This window comes from Halogeometricum sp. S1BR25-6 (genome assembly GCF_031624495.1).
Taxonomy (GTDB): Archaea; Halobacteriota; Halobacteria; order Halobacteriales; family Haloferacaceae; genus Halogeometricum; species Halogeometricum salsisoli.
The window spans coordinates 334884-352747 of sequence record NZ_JAMQOP010000005.1 but is presented as its reverse complement, the minus strand read 5'-3'; the positions used below and the strand labels follow the sequence as shown (position 1 = coordinate 352747).

At 56.5% G+C, this 17864-nt stretch carries 23 protein-coding genes and 3 pseudogenes; 9 read left to right on the top strand and 17 right to left on the bottom strand.

Features of this window, described 5'->3' with window-relative positions:
• A partial coding sequence (locus NDI76_RS20850) for an HNH endonuclease (RefSeq protein ID WP_310926100.1) occupies positions 1-413 on the top strand: 413 nt, incomplete at its 5' end.
• Positions 414-454: 41 nt separating this feature from the next.
• On the opposite strand, the gene NDI76_RS20845 is transcribed toward NDI76_RS20850, so the two are convergent.
• The gene (locus tag NDI76_RS20845) at positions 455-1399 is read right to left on the bottom strand and encodes a tyrosine-type recombinase/integrase (protein ID WP_310926099.1); all 945 of its coding nucleotides are present in this window, start codon (positions 1397-1399) and stop codon (positions 455-457) included.
• Positions 1400-1539: 140 nt separating this feature from the next.
• Here NDI76_RS20845 and NDI76_RS20840 point away from each other — a divergent pair, with 140 nt between their 5' ends.
• Positions 1540-2910, top strand: a complete 1371-nt coding sequence (locus tag NDI76_RS20840; protein WP_310926098.1) for a GIY-YIG nuclease family protein — start codon at positions 1540-1542, stop codon at positions 2908-2910.
• Positions 2907-3503: a hypothetical protein gene (locus tag NDI76_RS20835; protein WP_310926097.1), complete on the top strand. Its 597-nt coding sequence runs from the start codon at positions 2907-2909 to the stop codon at positions 3501-3503. Before NDI76_RS20840 ends, NDI76_RS20835 begins: the two co-directional genes overlap by 4 nt.
• Before the next feature lie 42 nt (positions 3504-3545).
• On the opposite strand, the gene NDI76_RS20830 is transcribed toward NDI76_RS20835, so the two are convergent.
• From NDI76_RS20830 to NDI76_RS20760, 15 genes and pseudogenes are all read right to left on the bottom strand, one after another.
• Positions 3546-3824 (bottom strand): DUF7389 domain-containing protein, encoded by a 279-nt coding sequence (locus NDI76_RS20830; protein WP_310926096.1) that lies wholly within the window; start codon positions 3822-3824, stop codon positions 3546-3548.
• Between the two features lie 17 nt (positions 3825-3841).
• Positions 3842-4246 (bottom strand): DUF6166 domain-containing protein, encoded by a 405-nt coding sequence (locus NDI76_RS20825; RefSeq protein WP_310926095.1) that lies wholly within the window; start codon positions 4244-4246, stop codon positions 3842-3844.
• Between the two features lie 67 nt (positions 4247-4313).
• Complete coding sequence (locus NDI76_RS20820; protein ID WP_310926094.1) at positions 4314-4709, bottom strand: DUF7567 family protein; 396 nt, start codon at positions 4707-4709, stop codon at positions 4314-4316.
• 75 nt (positions 4710-4784) lie between these two features.
• Positions 4785-5150: a DUF7568 family protein gene (locus tag NDI76_RS20815; protein ID WP_310926092.1), complete on the bottom strand. Its 366-nt coding sequence runs from the start codon at positions 5148-5150 to the stop codon at positions 4785-4787.
• Between the two features lie 6 nt (positions 5151-5156).
• Entirely contained in the window at positions 5157-5648 is a 492-nt protein-coding gene (locus NDI76_RS20810; RefSeq protein ID WP_310926091.1) for a DUF7995 family protein, read from the bottom strand.
• A gap of 106 nt (positions 5649-5754) precedes the next feature.
• Positions 5755-6195, bottom strand: coding sequence for a DUF8025 family protein (locus NDI76_RS20805; protein ID WP_310926090.1), 441 nt, complete (start codon positions 6193-6195; stop codon positions 5755-5757).
• 189 nt (positions 6196-6384) lie between these two features.
• Positions 6385-7329 carry a transcription initiation factor IIB gene (locus NDI76_RS20800; RefSeq protein WP_310926089.1) on the bottom strand — a complete coding sequence of 315 codons (945 nt, stop codon included), beginning with the start codon at positions 7327-7329 and terminating at the stop codon, positions 6385-6387.
• Positions 7330-7500: 171 nt separating this feature from the next.
• Positions 7501-7911 carry a helix-turn-helix domain-containing protein gene (locus NDI76_RS20795; protein WP_310926088.1) on the bottom strand — a complete coding sequence of 137 codons (411 nt, stop codon included), beginning with the start codon at positions 7909-7911 and terminating at the stop codon, positions 7501-7503.
• A gap of 200 nt (positions 7912-8111) precedes the next feature.
• Entirely contained in the window at positions 8112-8528 is a 417-nt protein-coding gene (locus NDI76_RS20790) for an SWIM zinc finger family protein (RefSeq protein ID WP_310926087.1), read from the bottom strand.
• 195 nt (positions 8529-8723) lie between these two features.
• The gene (locus NDI76_RS20785) at positions 8724-9176 is read right to left on the bottom strand and encodes a toxin-antitoxin system TumE family protein (protein ID WP_310926086.1); all 453 of its coding nucleotides are present in this window, start codon (positions 9174-9176) and stop codon (positions 8724-8726) included.
• Positions 9173-9685: a winged helix-turn-helix domain-containing protein gene (locus tag NDI76_RS20780; RefSeq protein WP_310926085.1), complete on the bottom strand. Its 513-nt coding sequence runs from the start codon at positions 9683-9685 to the stop codon at positions 9173-9175. The genes NDI76_RS20785 and NDI76_RS20780 overlap by 4 nt, the downstream gene beginning before the upstream one ends.
• Positions 9686-9842: 157 nt before the next feature.
• On the bottom strand, positions 9843-10271 hold the full coding sequence (hepT, locus tag NDI76_RS20775) for a type VII toxin-antitoxin system HepT family RNase toxin (RefSeq protein WP_310926084.1): 429 nt from the start codon (positions 10269-10271) through the stop codon (positions 9843-9845).
• Entirely contained in the window at positions 10264-10695 is a 432-nt protein-coding gene (mntA, locus tag NDI76_RS20770) for a type VII toxin-antitoxin system MntA family adenylyltransferase antitoxin (RefSeq protein WP_310926083.1), read from the bottom strand. The genes hepT and mntA overlap by 8 nt, the downstream gene beginning before the upstream one ends.
• Positions 10696-10777: 82 nt before the next feature.
• Positions 10778-10903 (bottom strand): annotated as a pseudogene (locus NDI76_RS20765) (DUF6735 family protein); the annotation flags it as partial.
• A 69-nt stretch (positions 10904-10972) separates the two neighbouring features.
• A pseudogene (locus NDI76_RS20760) lies at positions 10973-11203 on the bottom strand (hypothetical protein); the annotation flags it as partial.
• 188 nt (positions 11204-11391) lie between these two features.
• On the opposite strand from NDI76_RS20760, the pseudogene NDI76_RS20755 reads away from it, so the two are divergent.
• The 5 genes and pseudogenes from NDI76_RS20755 to NDI76_RS20735 all read left to right on the top strand — a co-directional run.
• Positions 11392-11829, top strand: a pseudogene (locus tag NDI76_RS20755) (tyrosine-type recombinase/integrase); the annotation flags it as partial.
• A 642-nt stretch (positions 11830-12471) separates the two neighbouring features.
• Entirely contained in the window at positions 12472-13383 is a 912-nt protein-coding gene (locus NDI76_RS20750) for a ParA family protein (RefSeq protein WP_310926081.1), read from the top strand.
• Positions 13384-13397: 14 nt separating this feature from the next.
• Entirely contained in the window at positions 13398-13838 is a 441-nt protein-coding gene (locus NDI76_RS20745) for a DUF8160 family protein (RefSeq protein ID WP_425498400.1), read from the top strand.
• Positions 13839-14182: 344 nt separating this feature from the next.
• Positions 14183-15265 (top strand): DUF4432 family protein, encoded by a 1083-nt coding sequence (locus NDI76_RS20740; protein WP_310926079.1) that lies wholly within the window; start codon positions 14183-14185, stop codon positions 15263-15265.
• Between the two features lie 104 nt (positions 15266-15369).
• Complete coding sequence (locus tag NDI76_RS20735; protein ID WP_310926078.1) at positions 15370-16578, top strand: aminotransferase class V-fold PLP-dependent enzyme; 1209 nt, start codon at positions 15370-15372, stop codon at positions 16576-16578.
• Between the two features lie 18 nt (positions 16579-16596).
• Here the strand turns inward: NDI76_RS20735 and NDI76_RS20730 are convergent, their stop codons facing one another.
• Complete coding sequence (locus NDI76_RS20730) at positions 16597-16977, bottom strand: RidA family protein (RefSeq protein ID WP_310926077.1); 381 nt, start codon at positions 16975-16977, stop codon at positions 16597-16599.
• Positions 16978-17099: 122 nt separating this feature from the next.
• Between NDI76_RS20730 and NDI76_RS20725 the strand changes: the two genes are divergently transcribed.
• Positions 17100-17855 (top strand): sugar phosphate isomerase/epimerase family protein, encoded by a 756-nt coding sequence (locus NDI76_RS20725; protein WP_310926076.1) that lies wholly within the window; start codon positions 17100-17102, stop codon positions 17853-17855.
• Positions 17856-17864: the final 9 nt, after the last annotated feature.

The following is a 17864-nucleotide window of genomic DNA, read 5'->3' as shown; positions in this document are numbered from 1 at the left end:
ATGCCGAACTCACCGCAAGCACGTACGAAACGGTATCGTATGCTCGTGCCGTTGACCCAGAGTTTCGTGCGACTGTGCTTTCACGATACGGCGCGACCTGTCCGATCTCAGGCGTCGATCATGCCGGGCTGTTGGACGTGGCACACGTCCTTCCATGGAGTGAGTATCCGGACCACCGAGCTGATCTCGCGAACGTCCTTCCACTCAGTAAAATCCACCATGCAGCATTTGATAGGGAGCTCTTCACTATCGATGCTGACTACAGACTGCGAATCAATCCCTCATTCGAGACGCAGAGCGACGTACTCAGACACACGATTGTCGATCAGGCGGGTGAACGAATTCCTCTTCCTAATGGGGGAGTCGACCCAGGTTACTTCGAACAGCGTAACTCAGCGCTTGACTGGCTCTGATATCTCTACAGACGAAGTTTAGTGCTAATCTGAGACTGTCCTTAGCTCGTGATGGGAAGATGATTGAACCGTCGATTCGCGAATAACGCAAAATACGCATTGTCGATATCGCGGCCAGAGAGATGCACGTATCGGGCTGGAACTTTTGATCCTAGTACCCATCCAAACCACTCACAGAGTTGAGCTTCAGTCAGCCAGTTCGCGAGGTGCGTCGCCCGGCTATGCCTGAAATGATGTGGATTCACCGGCTTGTCGATACCTGCTCGCTTTCGTGCCCGTTCGAGGAGTCGTAATCGGATATAGTTGTAGCTGATCTGTTCGTCTGGGGTGCCCTGCTCAAGTTTACACCAGAGTGGGGTCTGTGCGCTTAGCGAAGGATGCGTCTGTAACCACTGTTCGAGGTACAAGCGTGATTCCACGAGGGGTAGCCGTCGAGCACCAGTCTTCCCTATCACGATAACGTGTTTCCCTGACCCATCGTCTTCGATGTCACCGACACATAGATCAATTAACTCTCCAATTCGTGCGCCAGTCTCCCAAAGGAGCGCGATGAACGCTCGATCTCGGTCGTTGACACAGGCGTCAATAAGCCGTGAGACATCATCCGGTGAGAGCAGATTTCGCGGAAGGATTTGACGGAACGTGGGTGGTCCTCGTCGTATCCATTTCGTTGTTTCTGGCTCCTCACCCCCGTTGTACCATTTGTAAAACTGCTTCACGACTTGCTTGTAATCAGAGACTGTCGACGGTGCAGAGCCACGGCTATGTATCCACTCGACCAGTTCTGTGATATCTTCGCGAGTTAGTGCATCAAATCGCTTTTCACCCAGGTATTGGGCGATAATCTTCAGGTGTGAAGTGAGCTTCTGACGTCGTGCTGCGTTAATCCCGTCGAGCAAGAGGTCACGATGGAACTTTTGAATAAGCCTCTTGTTGGCCGGATGGATTTCAGATGACTTATCTATGTTTTTCAGTGTTCGTGCCACCTGTAATTCGAAATTTATTGTGGGCATCTGACCGTCTCAGTACGCGTTACAAGGGTATTTATTCAACTATTTTTCAAGCAGAGCGCTATCCGTCAGATCGCCGAAATTGATAATACAACCAACAGGTGACTACCGTATAGATGAAACTCTCAAAGGCTGATTTGTGGGCTACATGGCTTGAGGATTCTTTACTTGAAGATATCCGCTCATTAGAGCGGCCAGATCCAGTGCCATTCTTGACGACGGTTGATGGGAATCTTACTACTACTGATGCACTCGATCGGTATCGATACGGAAAGAACGATGGTGAATTCTTGTATCTCATCTACTTAGCGGACGAGCCAATCAACACTGCCTCAGATATCACTCCTGTGTACGTCGGCGAATCTCGAAATATCGGATCTCGAATCTACCAGCACTACAAGAAAATCGATGCAGCGCTCCCGGTTGACGATTGGGAAGACGACGGTTCGTGGGGAAGCTTCTCGAAATACGACCACATCGCGGCAGTTCGCGAGGCGGCTCACTCACAGCTCTATGTCTGGATTCTGGACGTCGAGACGCTCGATGGGTGTCCATACGGTGTAGAAACCTACCGGCAGGAGCTCGAGGCGAAACTGATCGGACTCATCTACGCTCACCCGAAGTATCGGCGGACCATGACCAACCGAGAGTTCGTACCGAACCGGATCCTCCACGAAATCGGACTTGCTGGACATGACTGGCTCACGACTGAGCCAAGAAAACAAGGGACAGCAGATGTGCCCCCTCGATATGATCTTCTCAGCGATCATAACTCGAAAGCCGAACTGTGGACCCACTGGCTCGAGAGATACGTCTATCCGGACTTTGTAGACGAATCGACGGCTGATCCGATACCACTATTCGAGACCGATGAACAGTTGCAGGTTGCGCTCACTGACTCTGGTCGGCTCAAACGTTCCGATGCCGTCGACGAGCGAATTCGCGCAGAGGGACGAAAATGCGTTCACTCCGGTGGAGTACGGGATGACGGCTATGAGGGATTACTCTATCTCATGTTCCAGCTCGCCGACACCGATATGAGTGACCGACCAACGATCGTCCCCCGTTATATTGGGAAGGCGGAAGCGTACGGCAAGAAGAACGAACTGAGTGCGAATTTCACAGAAATCGCTGCTGAACGATCGAGCACCCGGAGCTTCGCTCGGTGGGGCGATGGGAACTACTGGCACGTCGGTGAGCTCTCGATGGCGCTGTTCGAAGATGATACGCGGAAGGTACCATGGGCGAGCGAGCTGTTTGAGCAGGGCACACATCGCCTCAAAGAACCGGTGTATCTCTGGGTGAAGGCGTGGAACCAGGAGCTGCATGCCGGGCCGTACGGCTACGATGCATATCTCGCCGAGGTTGAGCCACAGTTGATCGGCGTTGCTCAGGCCGCGTTCCCGGATCGATTACTGAACAAGAGCGATGTCCCCGACGACGCACCGATTAAGACAACCGAATTCTCCTTCGAGGCAGTCCGGTGACTACGGCAGCGATTCTTGACCAGTTTGCACGCGATGTTGCCGATGTCATTCCACAGATCGATGCAACAGCTGAACACTATCGGTGGCAGCCTGGTATCGGTGCGTTTGACGAGGAAGAGCAGGTAGAACGTCTCGTTGAACGACTTGGACAGCAGTCTACCTCCTATGAAGTCACGGAGACTGAGGCCTCCTATCCAAACAGCGGACAGCGATGTGATATTCTCCTCGAGAGCGATGGGTCTCAGATACCGATTGAAGCGAAGCTGCTTCGGTTCTATCGCGACAACGGTGATATTGAACCGGCAGCCTATTCCACGGTCTACAGTCCGTTCTCGAATTCGCTTGTTGCTGACGCAAAGAAGCTCGCTGAAAGCGGATTCGGGACCGGCAGAGGACTTCTCGGGCTCTACTACGAGCCGGCTGATGGGCCGTTTCCACTGATGGACGCCACGAAACTGGCAGAGAAGGTTGTGAGAGATGTGGCGTACTGGTACGATTTGCCACTCAAAACCCGAACTATCGCTGATTTCACGGGATTACGTCACCCAATCCATCAGCAGGGTGCCGTCATCACCTGGGAGCTCACGGAATGATCGATCCCGCTCTTACAGAGGAGGAATAGACTGCATCACCCGTTATTCGTCGTCTTCCCCCGGCTGGATTTGACGGGCGTCTTCGGCGAGGTCGTGCATATACTCCCGAAGCGTTTCCATGTCCTCCCGGGCGTCTTCGAGCGTCTTACCTTTCGCTTTCGCGATCACCTCATCCTGATCCCTGGTACCAGTTCCGCGTTTGAGCTTCACGGTGAGTGAGACGCCGACATCGCTTCGCTCGACGTACTCGGTTGGTGCCTGGTACTCACAGTTCTGTGTTGATTCTGCGTCTGCGCGAGGCTGCTGGGTGTGGTCTGACATAGATCGCTCTCTGACTGTCATTTGACGGTCGGTGCGACTGATTCGTCGACTGTCTCACGAAGGGCCGTATCTATCTCGTGTCCTGTGAGTCGCCAGCGCTGTTTGGGACCACTACACTCCAATCGGCTCACTACTTCGTCCTTGAACGCCATGTACTCCGCCAGTGCGACGTCCTCGTCGTCGGTGTAATCGAGCAGGAGGGCGAGCGCGAGTTGCGCTGGGCCACTCCCCCTGTATCCCCATTCGAAGCCCGAGGGACTGTGGTCCGCCAGCTTGAGACTCCGATCTGGGGTCAGCGGTTCGCGGCCAGGATACTTTTCGACGATTGCGCGGCCTCGCTGTCGGTAGCCGACGTAGACGACGCCGGTCTCATCCGAAGTGTGTGACGCTCCAGATGGCTGTGAATCACTTGTCCAACTCATAGGGTGCTCGTTCGAACACCCCCCGCACCCCTCAGGGGGTGAAAAACTACCCCAACGAACTCTCTCCTTAGGCCAAGTGAGACACCTCAGCAGGTTCTTCGACGTCGTCGAACTCGCCGCGCTCGACAGGTTCCCAGCCTTCGTCCGGTTTTGGGCTCCACCAGTCGACCTTGTAAGCGCGCGGTGCGCCGAGGATCTTCACCCGCGCCGACCCGTCAGGCAGGTCGCGACGAAGTTTTTCGTCGACGTGGAGATTCCAGGTCGTGTCGGTATCGAAGCAGACGAGGACAGCTTCCTCGTAGCCACGATCATCTTGTGATTCTTGGAGTTCCACCTGTGTGTTACAGTGCTTGCAGAACACGCCCTCGAAGGGGATGTGGCTGAACACCTCGCGCCCGCAGACCGGACACCAGAGGAACTCGAACAGTGCTTCGCTGTGACGGTCGATGACGTCCAGACTCATCTGTAGATCTGGCCCGTTTGACTCGGGCCACCCCTCCTGCCCCAAAAAAACACTCTTGCTGGACGTCTTGTGACCTCAGCGTTCAGCGCCGTAGACGACCTTCGAGCGACCTTCGTAGCCACAGTCAGGACAGTCGAACCAGCGCTGTACCTTCGCTCCGTCAGCTGCTTTCTCACCGACGAGAACGTCGTCGTTCGGGCACTCAGGGCAGCTCAACTTGGAAGTTGGTCTGTCTCGAAGAGCGTCCCGAAAGGCTGTCGTCTGCTTCGTTTCGAAGCCGCATGACCAAACCGGATAGCCGTCGACGAGGATTGCTGCCCGCCACTTGTACCGGTAGGAGTCCGGTGCACAGTGGAGAACGGCTCGGGCTCCAGTCTCGGTGTTTCGATACGCGAGCGACGGCGTTCGATTCTCCCATGTCCAATTGGTGATTCGGGGCATTGAAATTCAGAAGTGGACATCAGCGGGGACGACCCAGAGATCTTCACTGCTTTCGAGGAGTCGATCCAGTTGTTCGCGATGCCGGATACCGGTCGCGTGCTGGTCGTACAGGAACACCGACGGCCCGTCGTATGCGCCGACTTGGTAGAACGCGTGCCGAGCGAGGTCCTCATCGCGCATGATCTCCTCATCAGAGAGGTCGTCGATGGCTTCCTTCACCCGTTCGAGATTGCGCTCGAACTCTTCTTTCGTCGCTTCCCACCCTCGGTTGAGTAGGTTCTGCCCATTGTCTGAACCGACGGGGGCTGCGGCCGGTAAATCGCCCCATCGAGCCTTGCCCGCGACCGTCGTGTTCTCCTCGTCAAAGCAGACGTAGTAGTCGAACACGGCACCAGCGTGTGGGTCGGCCCCAACCAGCCGATCGAACACTGCTTTACCGGTGGCCACTGCGTCGTCTCGCGTCGATGCCTCTACCAGTGCGTAAATGACCATATGCATCGGTTTTCACCTTCGTCTGCCGACGCACGCGACTGCACAACTGCGTCACTACGTGATGCGCCGGCATCCATCGCCGGCGCTCAAAAAACAGTACTGACGATGCTGGCTAGGCGTTCTCGAACTCCGACTGGCAGTCCTCCTCGTCGACGCTGATCGTCAGGTCCCCGGTTTCGTAATCGGCCTCGAACTCCACTGAGAACCGATCCGAGTTGTAGGCGGCGCGGTAGGCGCGATGTCGTTCGAGCGACCCGGTCGCCTTGAAGTGAAAGAAGGCAGCCGCTGTATAGGGCTTGATCCTTGTTTCGACCTGCGCTTCGACTAATGCAGGGAGTGCGATGTGCGGCGTGTTACTGTCGATTCCCGCGGCGAAGGCCCGAGCTTCGTCGACACTCGCGTGCGAATGTGCTGGCGTCTTGCCAGTGAGCACATTCACCGGCGTTTCTATCTTTTCGGTGAAGAGGACATCCTCGAAAATGCGAGTACCGAGAATCACGTCGGGGCGTAGCTCACAGTCTTCAAATGGATCTGTTGATGGTTGCTCAGACATTGAATCACAAAGCCCTGAGGGGCTCAGTCATTCAGCCCCAGAAAAACAGCTCACTACATCCTGTGGACGGTTAATTCCAATCACCCCCTGATTGGGAATCCCTTCTCAACCGATACGCCGGTTTAACCAACAATGTCTGGGATGATCCCCATCTCGTTGGTTAATACGATTCGTCGTCGATGCCTGCCTTTACGCCGAGGCGTCTGAGTCGATTATCGTCGAGAGTTCGTCACGTCGGGAACGAAGCGTCGCTGCGGTTGTTCCAGCAACTTCCGCGATATCAGTTTGTCTGAACCCCTGCCCGCACTCTTGAGAAGCGATGTAGAGACAAGCGCCAGCAACCCCTGCTGGCTGACGCCCATTCGCGATGGCCGAACCGTGCGCCAGCTCTGCGAGTTCGAGTGCTCGCCGCCGGACAGCACCCTCGACCGCTAACTGCGAAGACAGCTGCGGGATGAGCGACTGCGGTGTAACCGGAGTGACGGGCAGTCCCAGCTCTGTATTCAGCGTCTTGTAGGCGTTCACGACTCTACTTCGCTTGACCTGTGCTCTTTCAGCGACTTCGCCTCGCGTCACTCTCGAGTCGTTGCACCGACACGCGCCGTACACGCTCGCTGCGGCGATCGCTTCGATCGACCGACCAAGCAGGAGATTCTCGTCTTTGGCACTTCTGAAAAGCTGACACGCCTGATCACGAACCGTCTCTGAGACTCCCAGCGCGCTTGCGATCCGACGAACTTCGCCCAAGCCGTGCGCGAGATTCCGCTCGCTTTTCGACCGCCACCGACCCCGGCGCTGTTCTCGACGCAGTCGGCCGAGCTGTCGGCGCTTTCGTGCTGAGAGCTGGGTTCCACTCGCGTCTCGCCAGCGTCCGATTTCAGTCGAAAGACCGCGATCGTGACGTGCAACGGTGAGCGGAGCACCTGTTCGTTTACTGGAGGACTCATCATCGTCGAACGTCCGCCACTCTGGTCCGTGGTCGATTTGTTGTTCGTCGATAACGAGTCCGCAGTCTTCACAGGCTGTCTCTATTGAGTTCGTTCTGACTCGCCCGTTGCACTCCGGACACGCTGTCGTATTGTCTGTCGGTACGTCTTCGTCGAAACCGCTCTCGTAGATATCTCTCGTTGCCATCGATCATCAGCGAGGCACGCTGTCTGCACCCCGCATCCCTCAGGGGGCAGAAAAACTACCGCGGACGTGTTGGTGTTGATCCTCTTCCCCGAGATTATGAAAGAAGAGGCTTCCCAAAGGTCGACTTTACATTCGATGAGCCCGGCGAATAGTCTCGGCGCTTCTGGATAGCTACCGTTCCGGCCGTGGTGCGGTCTCGTACCGCTTGATCTGGTCGGTCTTCTCAACGCGCTCGTAGACCGACTGAAGTGTCTCTTCGGCTCGCAGTAGCCCGTGTTCGTCAAGGAACGCTCGCCCGTCGTCACTGATCCCGTAGAACTTGTAGGGGAGGTTGTTCCGACGTCGGTCTTTCGGGAGTGTGGCTGTCTCGACGATACCCGCGTCAGCCAGCTGTTGGAGATGCTGGCGGATCGTCGTTTGGCTCTTGCTCGGGTTCACGTAATCGAGTTCTTTCAACGTCGAGAGCTGACTAGGATGGCCGAGAATATCCTGCAAGAGCGAGAATCGCGTTTCCTGCGTTACGACGTTCAGCCGTTCTCGGACGCGGTCGATATCGGTCGGCGCCGGGCCAGACGTACTCATACCTATCAGTTCTTCCAGAATCAGCATAGTCATTTCGCTCGGAAGCGAATCGGTGTAGACTGAATCGGTAGGTGATGAAATCGACTCTACACCTGGAATGCCAAAGAAGAGCTAATCGACTGTGTTGAAGACCTCCCGTAGAGCGACTGAAGAGTCGAGTACGGCTTTCAGTGGACAAACCTCAAACAGAGTTACGACGGCTACTTTTTAGGAAGTGTCTTCCGACCAGTCCGAACGCAGTCCCAGCAGGGAAGTTCGTCATTGAGTTCGTCGCAGTCACATTGATCCGATTCAGCAGGTTCGCATCGGTCGTTAGCTGTAGTTCCGCCGTCTGCCGCGACCTGCACCTTCGTCACGAGCTCAAGAATTCGGGGCCGAATCGCGACAGCGACTCGGTGTTTGCAGGGGCCCTCATACGTAGCGTCGGCGGGGCACTCACAAGTAGCCGGAATACCGTCGACAACGGTGACGAGGTACTCGTGGTTTGCTGGGTTTTCGTAGCTCTCATTCCGAACTCGGATGTCTCTGTCGAGAACTGAAAACGCGAAGGCTTCGTACTGTGCTCGTTTCAGCACGCGACTCGTCGGCTCGAAATCTGCGGGTAGTCTTTGATTCATCGGTGAGTGCAGTGCTTGTACGCAGCGCTGCACGGCTCACAGCGCCGATATACTCTCACCGATGCTGATGCTCTGTGGGTGGCTTGACTAAACTCTATCCCATGAGTGGAGTCATGCGAACAAATCACACATCATGAACAAGCAGAGAACTGCAGTTCGTATGCACAGTAATGGCGCCAAGTACGTTCACTTGGGTTATGGTGGGTTTGATGCGCTATTCAGATGCTCAACGTCGTTGTTTTCGTACGCTGCCCGCCACATTGCGTGGACCGCCCGGGTCACGAGTGACACCTCAGTTACGTCGATACAGGATGGTTCGGCCGCCACAGCGGCCGCGTCGGATGGCGGATGAAAATGAATTTCTGGTGAGTGCGTATTCGGGTGGCGGTCAAATCGCCAGTTGCGGCCTTCGCTATCGATGTAATAGAACGAATACATCCGTAGTTCGCTCCACTGGATATCGAATCGCGCAGTGTCGGCATCTCCAAGCCCATCAGTGAGACTGATCTGTAATTCTGTTGGTGCGACGACGTTATCGCACGACGTTTCCTCGACTAACGGTTCGAGTTCGAGCCAGAGATTACGAATCCGCTGGAGGACTGGAAGATAGATGGGGCCGAACTCACCGGCTCGGTCGTCCTCACTCATACAGCGAGCTGGTGACTGGCCTCGTCGTAGGCGAGTGCTGCTTGGGCGACCGCGAGATTCTGTCGCGTCGTCCGCCACGCAGTGAGATCGTCCCAGCCCTCCGTTTCGTCGGCGTCAAGTTGCTGGGCGAGCTCCTCGGGTGACACTACGTCGTAGCGATTCTCGTAGCGACGAACCTCGGCTTTCATCTCCTTGATGCCCTCAAGCAGCTCTGTCCGATTCGTCTCCTCGCGGAGTTCCCGGATCCGGGACATCAGAATCCGGTCGCTATTGCGACGGTACAATGTCGTTTGACCGTCTGGTTCCGTCTCGGCGAAGCCTGTGTTCACGAGTGACTTGCAGTGACGCCGGGCCGTCGGCTCGCTCACGAGGGCACGGTTGGCGATCTCGGCTGCCGATTGTCCGTCGTGAGTCTGCTCAATGATTTCGTATACCCGCTCGAATGGCGTGGTGTCGTCTTTCCAGTCCGCTTTGACCTGCTCGTTGACGTCATCCCACGTCTCGGTCATACTGGATGCTACGTACTGTAACTGCAAATAATTTCCTGAGGAAACTATTCTTTTCTCTATTGTAGTGGTGATCAGGCGGCCAACAGACTCTCATTGAGTCTGGTGCTATGCGAGAGGATCAGATTCCAACACCGAAATTTCGGCTCCCGTGATGCCTCTACGCTTGGTCCCGAACCCACGAGGCGATCTGTTGACTGTATGTATCGTACACCGTGAGTCCTGTTTGAAGCGTTTCGTACACCTCTTCTACATCGACATGCCCATACTCGTGTGCGAGAACGTTCCTGAACCCGACCGCGGAGACGAGCGTCGTCATCGTCTGTTCCTCGATAACGCCCTCTCGGAACAGGACACGGATCGCTTCCTTAGCGGTACTTCCGTCGTATCCGAAATCGCGTGTTGCGATGTGTTGGGCGAGGTCGGAACACGCTTGGATAGCGTTCTCGAACATCCGCTCAACAGCACGCTGTTCAGTTGTGTTCTGGAGAAATTCGTCGCGAGACAGCGTCTTCTGCTTCTCAGTCAGTTCGCCATGGTACTGCTCGATCTGTTCGAGTTTGATCGAGACGACTCGCGTATCAGCCACGCAGTCCGTCCTCCGCGATCCGGTCGATCACGGCACGCTGCTGGCGGCGAAGGTCGTCACGTTGGTCACCGAACGTCGCTTCGATGTCTATCCTGAACTGCTCAAACGCGTCCTTGTCACCGCAGACGAGCGTCCCGTTGACAGCGTCGTGCGCGATGTCGAGAGGAAGCGTTTCAATGTCCGAGATGTCGATGAATGGCCATTCCTCTTGCTGAAGATCTCCCGACAGGAAACACCGCTTTTCGAATCGTTCGCTGCTCGAGAGATCGTCGGAGAATTTGACGGCGATATCGAAATCGGATGCGTCAGTCGCCTCTCCGGTGACTTGGGACCCGAACGCGACCACGAACTCGACGTCCGGGTCGGGGCACGCCGACTCTTCAAGCGAGGCGAACAGTGCCGAATCCTCGTCGCCCTTGCTCATACGTGAACCGACGGCGTATCGTCACAAAAGAATTCCCCCGCATTGGATTGTATGCGGACCCAGACGACATTTAGTACAAACCACCCACCGACGGCGTCTCCGCTGTGATGTGGTGCTTCAGTTTGGGGTTCGCAGCTCCCCAGTGAGAGTAGTGGAGAGTGTACGTGCCATCGGTACGTTCGTACGCAACGAGTGCGCGATGTCCCATCTTCAGTCACCTCACGGGACGATGCTCGTACTGGATCGCCCCGCACCCCTCTCGGGGGATGAAAGACAACTACCGCTTAATCGGCTCGAGGGAACTGAGGTCTGCGTGGAAGACCTCATCGTTGTGAACGACGTACCGTTTGGCTAGCACCGGGAATCGACACTTCGTGAACCCAGCCGTCTGAATGTCGAATTCCTCATCTGGTTCGAGATAGCTGGCGAGCGTCCGGAGGAACTCGTGGGTCACGATTCCACCTTCGTAGTCCAGAAGATCGTTTTCCTAGGCCTCATACGCCTCGAAACCATGCTTATGGAATCTGAAAGTGAACCTCGCTGAGCTAAAGATCGAGAACTCTCAACCGCTCTGTGCGCAATTCTATAGTTTCTGGGTAATCATGCTGACTGGTCACACTGAGTGCGCCGATACCACAGCACAACCATCCCTATACAATCCCTTTCGCTCACCGCTACCGGGACCAGAGCACGACTGTCCCCTTCATCACGTTCGAGAGCCGCAAGAATGGGCCTGGTGAGGTATCTCTTCTGTATGGAATGGACGTACTCGACTCTCAAATCAACGAGCTAGCGGAAGAGGAGACATGGACTGGGTACTTGTTCCCCTCCTTACAGGGAGAAACGCCGTACGTCACCCGAGATACGATTCGAAATTGGTTTCAGAAGCTTGCATCGAAAGCAGGCCTTCCCGAGCGAATCGAGGGAGAGTGGCCGAGTCCGCAGCTCTGTCGTCGCTTCTGGTACGATACCTATACAGCAGTCCTCGAAGGTGTCGACGAAATCGCTGCAGAACAGGGAAGTAGTGATCCTCAAGTGGTAATGCAGAATTACCTCTCAGAGTCGCGTTCTCGCCGAGTCCGCCGCGAGTTCATGCGGGAACTGCTAGACGAAGCCTTCGGAGAGAAGACCTAGCATCAACTTCCGATCTTCTCGTGGCCATTCCAGGGTTAGTAACTGAGTAATGGATCAATGAATCACGGATTCCATGAAGTAGTGGTTATTGGAAATAAAGAGTCAGAGATTACAGGACTCCGAGAATAGTGACGGCACAGAGATAAGGATCAGGAGGTCCAGGAATATTTGAATCATTGAATCAGTGAGTTCCTAAAACACTGACTTAGCCTTCGGAGAGAGGCCGTATCATTAACCTCCGATTTCCCCAGGTCATTCTATGGTCAGTAAATGAATCAATGAATCATGGGTTCCATGAAGTAATAGCTGGAATAGAAAGTCAGAGATTCAGGAATCAGTGACGATACAAAAAGAACGAGTATCATAGAATCGGTGAATGGTGCAATCATTGAATCATTGAATCAGTGAGACGAGCGTAGCCCTGGACTGAGGATTCAAGAATCTATTAGCCTGTGAAGTAAATCAGTGAATCAATGAAACCTATACATTATGAATCATTGAATCAAGGATTCAGTGACTAAAAGAAGAAAGTGCGAGATAACATTTACAACCCCTCACACACGCATATTCGATAAAACAGGTTGAGAGCTACGATGGATTGTCTGACGCGGATTTATGAGTCATTGATTCAATGATCGAATTATGAGCGAGTCACCTCGTGGATGGGGCGCTACACCCTCGACTGGCATCCCCACAATCGCCTTTGGAAATCAGAAAGGCGGGACCGGGAAGACAACGGCTACCATCAACAGCGCAGCAGCACTTGCTACTCGCGACCACAACGTTCTCGCGATCGATATGGACCCACAAGCCGACATGACGAAGGGACTGGGGCTGGGTCCAGGCGACGATAACGACCCTTCGAGTCCGAAGAACGACCTCCCCAACACCCTAGTCAGCGATGACGCAAACCTCCTCGACGTACTCGTTGATAACCCACGTACACACGATACTAGACTGTCGGAAATCGTAATCGAAACCGGAGAGTACGACCACCTGAACTTCGACCTAATTCCCAGTCACAAAGACATGGGTCTGGCACGAGACTGGATGGATGACGCCAGCGCTCGTCTTTCGCTGAAACTGGCCCTCGAAGGAATGGTCGACGACGGCTACGACTACGATTTCATTTTGATCGACTGCCCTCCAGACCTCTCTGTCTTGACGGACGCGGCGTTCATCGCGGCGCAGAACGTCTTCTTGGCCGCGCAGACCCAAGCAACATCACGAGATGCGCTGGACGACCTGTGGGACCAGCTGGAATCCATCGAGGACAATCAGCAGATCGAGATTGCAATCGTCGGACTGCTGGCGAACATGTATCGAGACGACGGTCAGTCGAAAAAGTTCCTCAACGCCTTCGACGAGTCGTTCGCGTCGATGGCACCGATTTTCAAACTTCCGATGCGGGTGGCGATTCAGCGTGCATGGGACAACGGACGAGACATCTTCGAATGGGAGGATCCGAACGACCAGCAAGTAGAGCGTGACGTCTTCCTAGAGATTGCAGAGACGATGGAACGAGCGTTCGACAAGACGCAGGTGGAGGCGTAAATATGCCTCGAGGAATGGACGAGCGATTCGAGAATCCTTCAGACGGAGGGGACAACGAGAACGCAAACAGCGAAGAGGAGACCGCGGAAACGCCAGTAGAATCGGAGGCAGAGAATCGCGATACCGGGGCAGCCGCTGAAAAACAGTCGAACGAGCAGAGAACCGAATCCACGGCAACCACTGAATCATCCACGAATGAAACAGAAGAATCAGACGATGAACCGCTGAACATCCGGGAGGACTGGGATTCAGCTACGATATATGTTGAACCGGAACAGAGCGAGGACATCGAAATTACGTTTACGCGTCTCAAGAAGCAATTGAAACGCGAGGGCCTCACTCTAGAAAAGAACAAACACTTCTATCGCGGCGTCTTCGAGGTAGCATTCAGCGAACATGGAGAGGAGACGAAAGAAAAGATTCGCGAACTAGCAAATCAGGATGCAGATCAGTGAATATGTGAGTTACTGAATCTCGGATATTGGAAAGTGATGGTCTCCGAGCGAGGCCCACAGCACTAGTCGACTATTCTCTCAAGGCCACAATAAACTGTTATACGCGATACTACTACGTCGCTCCTGAAACTCGTAGAGATTCTGTGTACTGATTTCTACAAACAACCAACTGAAGAGCGTCTCAGAGTCGCTGAACTAATACCACGTGTGTGGGTTTGTTAATACACCATACTCAAGGATAAAGTCAAGAACCGCTTTCTTCATCGAACTCTTCCACGAGTCTCAACGGAGAACACATATAGGACCGATAGGACTGTTAACATCCACCGAATATACCCAGATGTATGCGTCCTAGCTGGAACAGCGGCGTCCGCGTCTCGACCGAGTTTACGTACCGAGGCCTCGACACGATACTCTTGGAAAACGCTCATCTCCGAGTTATCCTGTTGCCGGGGAAAGGCGGCGATATCATCTCGTTTCGCGACAAGCGTACCGACGTGGATGTCATGTGGCACACACCGCATAACTGGCACCCACCGGCGGAGCGGTACCTCCCCTCCGAACCGAACTCGACGTGGAACGACCACTATCCGGGCGGGTGGCAGACAAATCTCCCGAACGCTGGCGGTGGTCACGAAATCGCAGGGAGTGCGTACGGCCTCCACGGTGAGAGTGCGTTGCTCCCGTGGGACGCGTCAGTCGTGCGCGCCGACGAGGAGGTTGTCACCGTCCGTCTCACCGTCGAACTCGTGCGCTACCCGTTCAGAGTCGTACGCGACCTGACGCTCCGCGCCGGCGAGTCGCGACTTCGCATCGCGGAGTCCGTCACGAACGAGGGCGAGGTGGAACTTGAGTACGCGTGGCAGCAGCACATCGCCCTCGGTGCGCCGTTGCTCGCACCGGGGGCACGATTGGACGTGCCCGCCCGTCGCGGTGTCGTCGAGGAGTATGGCGACGGCTATCCGAACCGTCGACTAGAGAGCGGTGCCGAGTTCGACTGGCCGGCCGCGCCCGGCGACGACGGCGGAGAAGTGGACCTGTCGACCGATATTCCCGGAAGAGATGCGGGCATTCACGACCTGGCGTACGCTCTCGACCTCGAAGACGGCTGGTACGCACTGACGAACCCGGACCTTGACCTCGGCTTCGCTCTGCGTTTCCCGACGGATCCGTTCGAGACGCTGTGGTACTGGCAACCGTTTGGCGGATACGAGGAGTCGCCGTTTTGGAATCGGACGTACAACGTCGGCCTCGAACCGACCACCGCTTATCCCGGCGACACGCCCGGACAACACGAGACGGGCACGGTGAAAACACTCGAACCCGGCGAGACGGTGGAGGCGGAGTTCGTCGCGGCGATATACGGTGGTCTCTCGGCCGTTGGCACAGTCACGCCGGACGGCGAGGTGCGCGGAACTGAGCACTGAGACGAACCTCTCATCGGGGACATTCCTAACGATGAACGCAACGGGTACGGTGACGGACACCACGTTTCATAACCCGCGGATGCGCAGGCACACGTAGATTCGACATGCAAGAAGAGACCATCTACGAGGAGTTGGGCGTGCCGCGCGTCGTCAACGCAGCGGGGACGAAGACGCGAATCGGCGGGAGCCTCATCCGACCCGAGGCCGTCGAGGCGATGAGTCGCGCCGCGGAATCGTTCGTCCGCCTTTCGGACCTGCAGGTTCGGGCGGGTGAACTCATCTCGGAGGTGACGGGCGCGGAGGCTGGATACGTCGGAAGCGGTGCGGCCGCCTGTATGACGCTCGCCGCCGCCGCCGCCATCGCCGGCGACGACTTGGGGACGATGTCACGACTGCCCGAGACGGAAGGAATCGCAGACGAGATAGTGATGCCGCGCACCCACCGCAACGGTTACGACCACGCGTTCCGCGCGGCGGGCGCGAGAATCGTCGACGTCGGGAACAACGACAACTATCTCGGCACGGGGTCGAACAGTACCGAACCGTGGGAGATAGCCGACGCCATCACCGAGGATACCGTCGCCGTCGGCTACATGGAGAAGGCGTTCAGCACGCCGCCCCTCGAAGAGGTGATCCGAGTCGCTCACGATCATGACGTCCCGGTCATCGTCGACGCCGCCGCCGAGGTACCGCCGCGCGAGAATCTCTCCGCGTTCGTCGACGCGGGCGCGGACATGGTCGTCTTCAGCGGCGGGAAGGCTATCCGCGGTCCGCAGACGACCGGTATCCTAGCAGGCAGGCAGGAATACGTCCGTTCGGCCGCTCTGCAACACCTCGATATGCACGTCGCCGAGTCCGTCTGGGAACCACCGACCGAACTGTTCGACAAGGCGTCGCTGGCGGGCGTCCCCCGGCAGGGAATCGGCCGCCCGCTGAAAGTCGGAAAGGAGGAGGTCGTCGGTCTCATCGCGGCACTGGAGGCGTTCGTCGAAGAGGATCAAGACGCGTTGGACGAGGAGTGGAACGCCCGCCTCGACATCGTCGAGAAGGGACTCGACGAAATAGCGGGCGTGACGACGCGCCGCGAACCCGGTGGCAAACTGATGGTCGCACCGGAGGTACACGTCGAGGTCGACCCCGCAGCGGCCGGCACCGACGCCGTCGAACTCGTCGGGTCACTTAGAACGGAGAACCCGCGCATCTTCGTCGGGTCCGACGACCTGTTGGACGACGCCTTCACGGTGAATCCGATGTGTCTCACCGACGAGGAAGCGGGGTACGTCGCCGAACGAATTCAGAACGCGCTAGAGTAGAAAAGCGGGAGCGACGGGTCAGTCTTCGACTGCGGCGATAACCTCTATCTCGACGCCGATATCGATGGGAAGGTCTGCCACTTCAACGGCGCTCCGCGCCGGGTACGGGTCGGTCACGTACTCGGCGTATACCTCGTTTATCGCGTCGTAGTTCGACATGTCCGTGACGAACACAGTCGTCTTGACCACGCTGTCGAGCGAACTCCCGCCGGCTTCGAGTACAGCGGCGATATTTTCGAGCGTCCGTGCGGTCTGTTCGCCGATGTCCTCGCTCACTACTTCGCCGGAATCGGGGTCGACTGGACCCTGTCCGGAGACGAATATTCGTCCGCTGTCGATGATTCCCTGCGAGAAGGGGCCGATGCTATCGGGTGCTGCGTCCGTGTGAATCTCTTTCATCCGTCGTCCGTGAGGAACACGGGGGCAGGCTTAGTGGTTTCTCTCCAAGAAGCAGGGCGATTCCGAGTCGCTCTCCCCATACGCGGCGGAACGGCTTTGTGGGCAGCAAACGACCACAGATCATGGTCCGACCGGCGATTCAGCTGTACACGCTCAGAGAGATCGGAGAACCGCTGACCGAGACGCTCGACCGCGTCGCCGAGACGGTGTACGAAGGCGTCGAGTTCGCCGGATTGGGTGAGGAGTCACCCGATGCCGTTGCCGACGCTCTCGAATCGACGGGTCTCGAAGCCGTCGGCGCGCACGTCCCCCTCGACGACCTACAGGACGACTACGAGGCGACTGTCGAGGCGTACGACGTGATAGGATGTGAACGAATCGTCGTCCCCACCTACGGCGAGGAGGGATTCACCTCCGAGTCGGCCGTCAAGGCAACAGCCGAGGAACTGACGACGCTCGCCGACCGACTCGCAGACGACGGCTTCGAGGCCCACTACCACAACCACGCCTACGAGTTCGCCGAGATGCGGGGCGAGTTCGGAACGGCGTACGACGCCTTCGCCGCGCGCACTGACGACCGACTGGGTTTAGAGTTCGACGTCGGACTCGCCCGCCACGGCGGCGCCAGTCCGACAGCGTACATCGACCGCTACGCCGACCGCATCTCCTTAGTCCACCTCACCGACACAGTACCGGACGACGAGAAGACACTCCACGTCGACCTCGGCGAGGGCGTCGTGGACCTCCGGGCGTGCGTCCACGCAGCCACAGACGCCGACGTAGCGTGGCTTATACACGAGAATGGCCTGACGACAGACCCCAAAGCGACGCTGACTCGGAGCGCGGACCGAGTCCGAGAACTACTCGACGGCCCGTAGTCCGCACGA

What these genes read in the sequence shown, in the direction of transcription:
- NDI76_RS20790 (WP_310926087.1), bottom strand. Translation starts at nt 8,528, where the DNA reads ATGAATCAAAGACTACCCGCAGATTTCGAGCCGACGAGTCGCGTGCTG.
- NDI76_RS20750 (WP_310926081.1), top strand. Translation starts at nt 12,472, where the DNA reads ATGAGCGAGTCACCTCGTGGATGGGGCGCTACACCCTCGACTGGCATC.
- NDI76_RS20785 (WP_310926086.1), bottom strand. Translation starts at nt 9,176, where the DNA reads ATGAGTGAGGACGACCGAGCCGGTGAGTTCGGCCCCATCTATCTTCCA.
- NDI76_RS20725 (WP_310926076.1), top strand. Translation starts at nt 17,100, where the DNA reads ATGGTCCGACCGGCGATTCAGCTGTACACGCTCAGAGAGATCGGAGAA.
- NDI76_RS20840 (WP_310926098.1), top strand. Translation starts at nt 1,540, where the DNA reads ATGAAACTCTCAAAGGCTGATTTGTGGGCTACATGGCTTGAGGATTCT.
- NDI76_RS20780 (WP_310926085.1), bottom strand. Translation starts at nt 9,685, where the DNA reads ATGACCGAGACGTGGGATGACGTCAACGAGCAGGTCAAAGCGGACTGG.
- NDI76_RS20815 (WP_310926092.1), bottom strand. Translation starts at nt 5,150, where the DNA reads ATGCCCCGAATCACCAATTGGACATGGGAGAATCGAACGCCGTCGCTC.
- NDI76_RS20825 (WP_310926095.1), bottom strand. Translation starts at nt 4,246, where the DNA reads ATGAGTTGGACAAGTGATTCACAGCCATCTGGAGCGTCACACACTTCG.
- NDI76_RS20800 (WP_310926089.1), bottom strand. Translation starts at nt 7,329, where the DNA reads ATGGCAACGAGAGATATCTACGAGAGCGGTTTCGACGAAGACGTACCG.
- NDI76_RS20805 (WP_310926090.1), bottom strand. Translation starts at nt 6,195, where the DNA reads ATGTCTGAGCAACCATCAACAGATCCATTTGAAGACTGTGAGCTACGC.
- NDI76_RS20810 (WP_310926091.1), bottom strand. Translation starts at nt 5,648, where the DNA reads ATGCATATGGTCATTTACGCACTGGTAGAGGCATCGACGCGAGACGAC.
- NDI76_RS20745 (WP_425498400.1), top strand. Translation starts at nt 13,398, where the DNA reads ATGGACGAGCGATTCGAGAATCCTTCAGACGGAGGGGACAACGAGAAC.
- NDI76_RS20830 (WP_310926096.1), bottom strand. Translation starts at nt 3,824, where the DNA reads ATGTCAGACCACACCCAGCAGCCTCGCGCAGACGCAGAATCAACACAG.
- mntA (WP_310926083.1), bottom strand. Translation starts at nt 10,695, where the DNA reads ATGAGCAAGGGCGACGAGGATTCGGCACTGTTCGCCTCGCTTGAAGAG.
- NDI76_RS20740 (WP_310926079.1), top strand. Translation starts at nt 14,183, where the DNA reads ATGCGTCCTAGCTGGAACAGCGGCGTCCGCGTCTCGACCGAGTTTACG.
- NDI76_RS20820 (WP_310926094.1), bottom strand. Translation starts at nt 4,709, where the DNA reads ATGAGTCTGGACGTCATCGACCGTCACAGCGAAGCACTGTTCGAGTTC.
- NDI76_RS20795 (WP_310926088.1), bottom strand. Translation starts at nt 7,911, where the DNA reads ATGAGTACGTCTGGCCCGGCGCCGACCGATATCGACCGCGTCCGAGAA.
- NDI76_RS20730 (WP_310926077.1), bottom strand. Translation starts at nt 16,977, where the DNA reads ATGAAAGAGATTCACACGGACGCAGCACCCGATAGCATCGGCCCCTTC.
- NDI76_RS20735 (WP_310926078.1), top strand. Translation starts at nt 15,370, where the DNA reads ATGCAAGAAGAGACCATCTACGAGGAGTTGGGCGTGCCGCGCGTCGTC.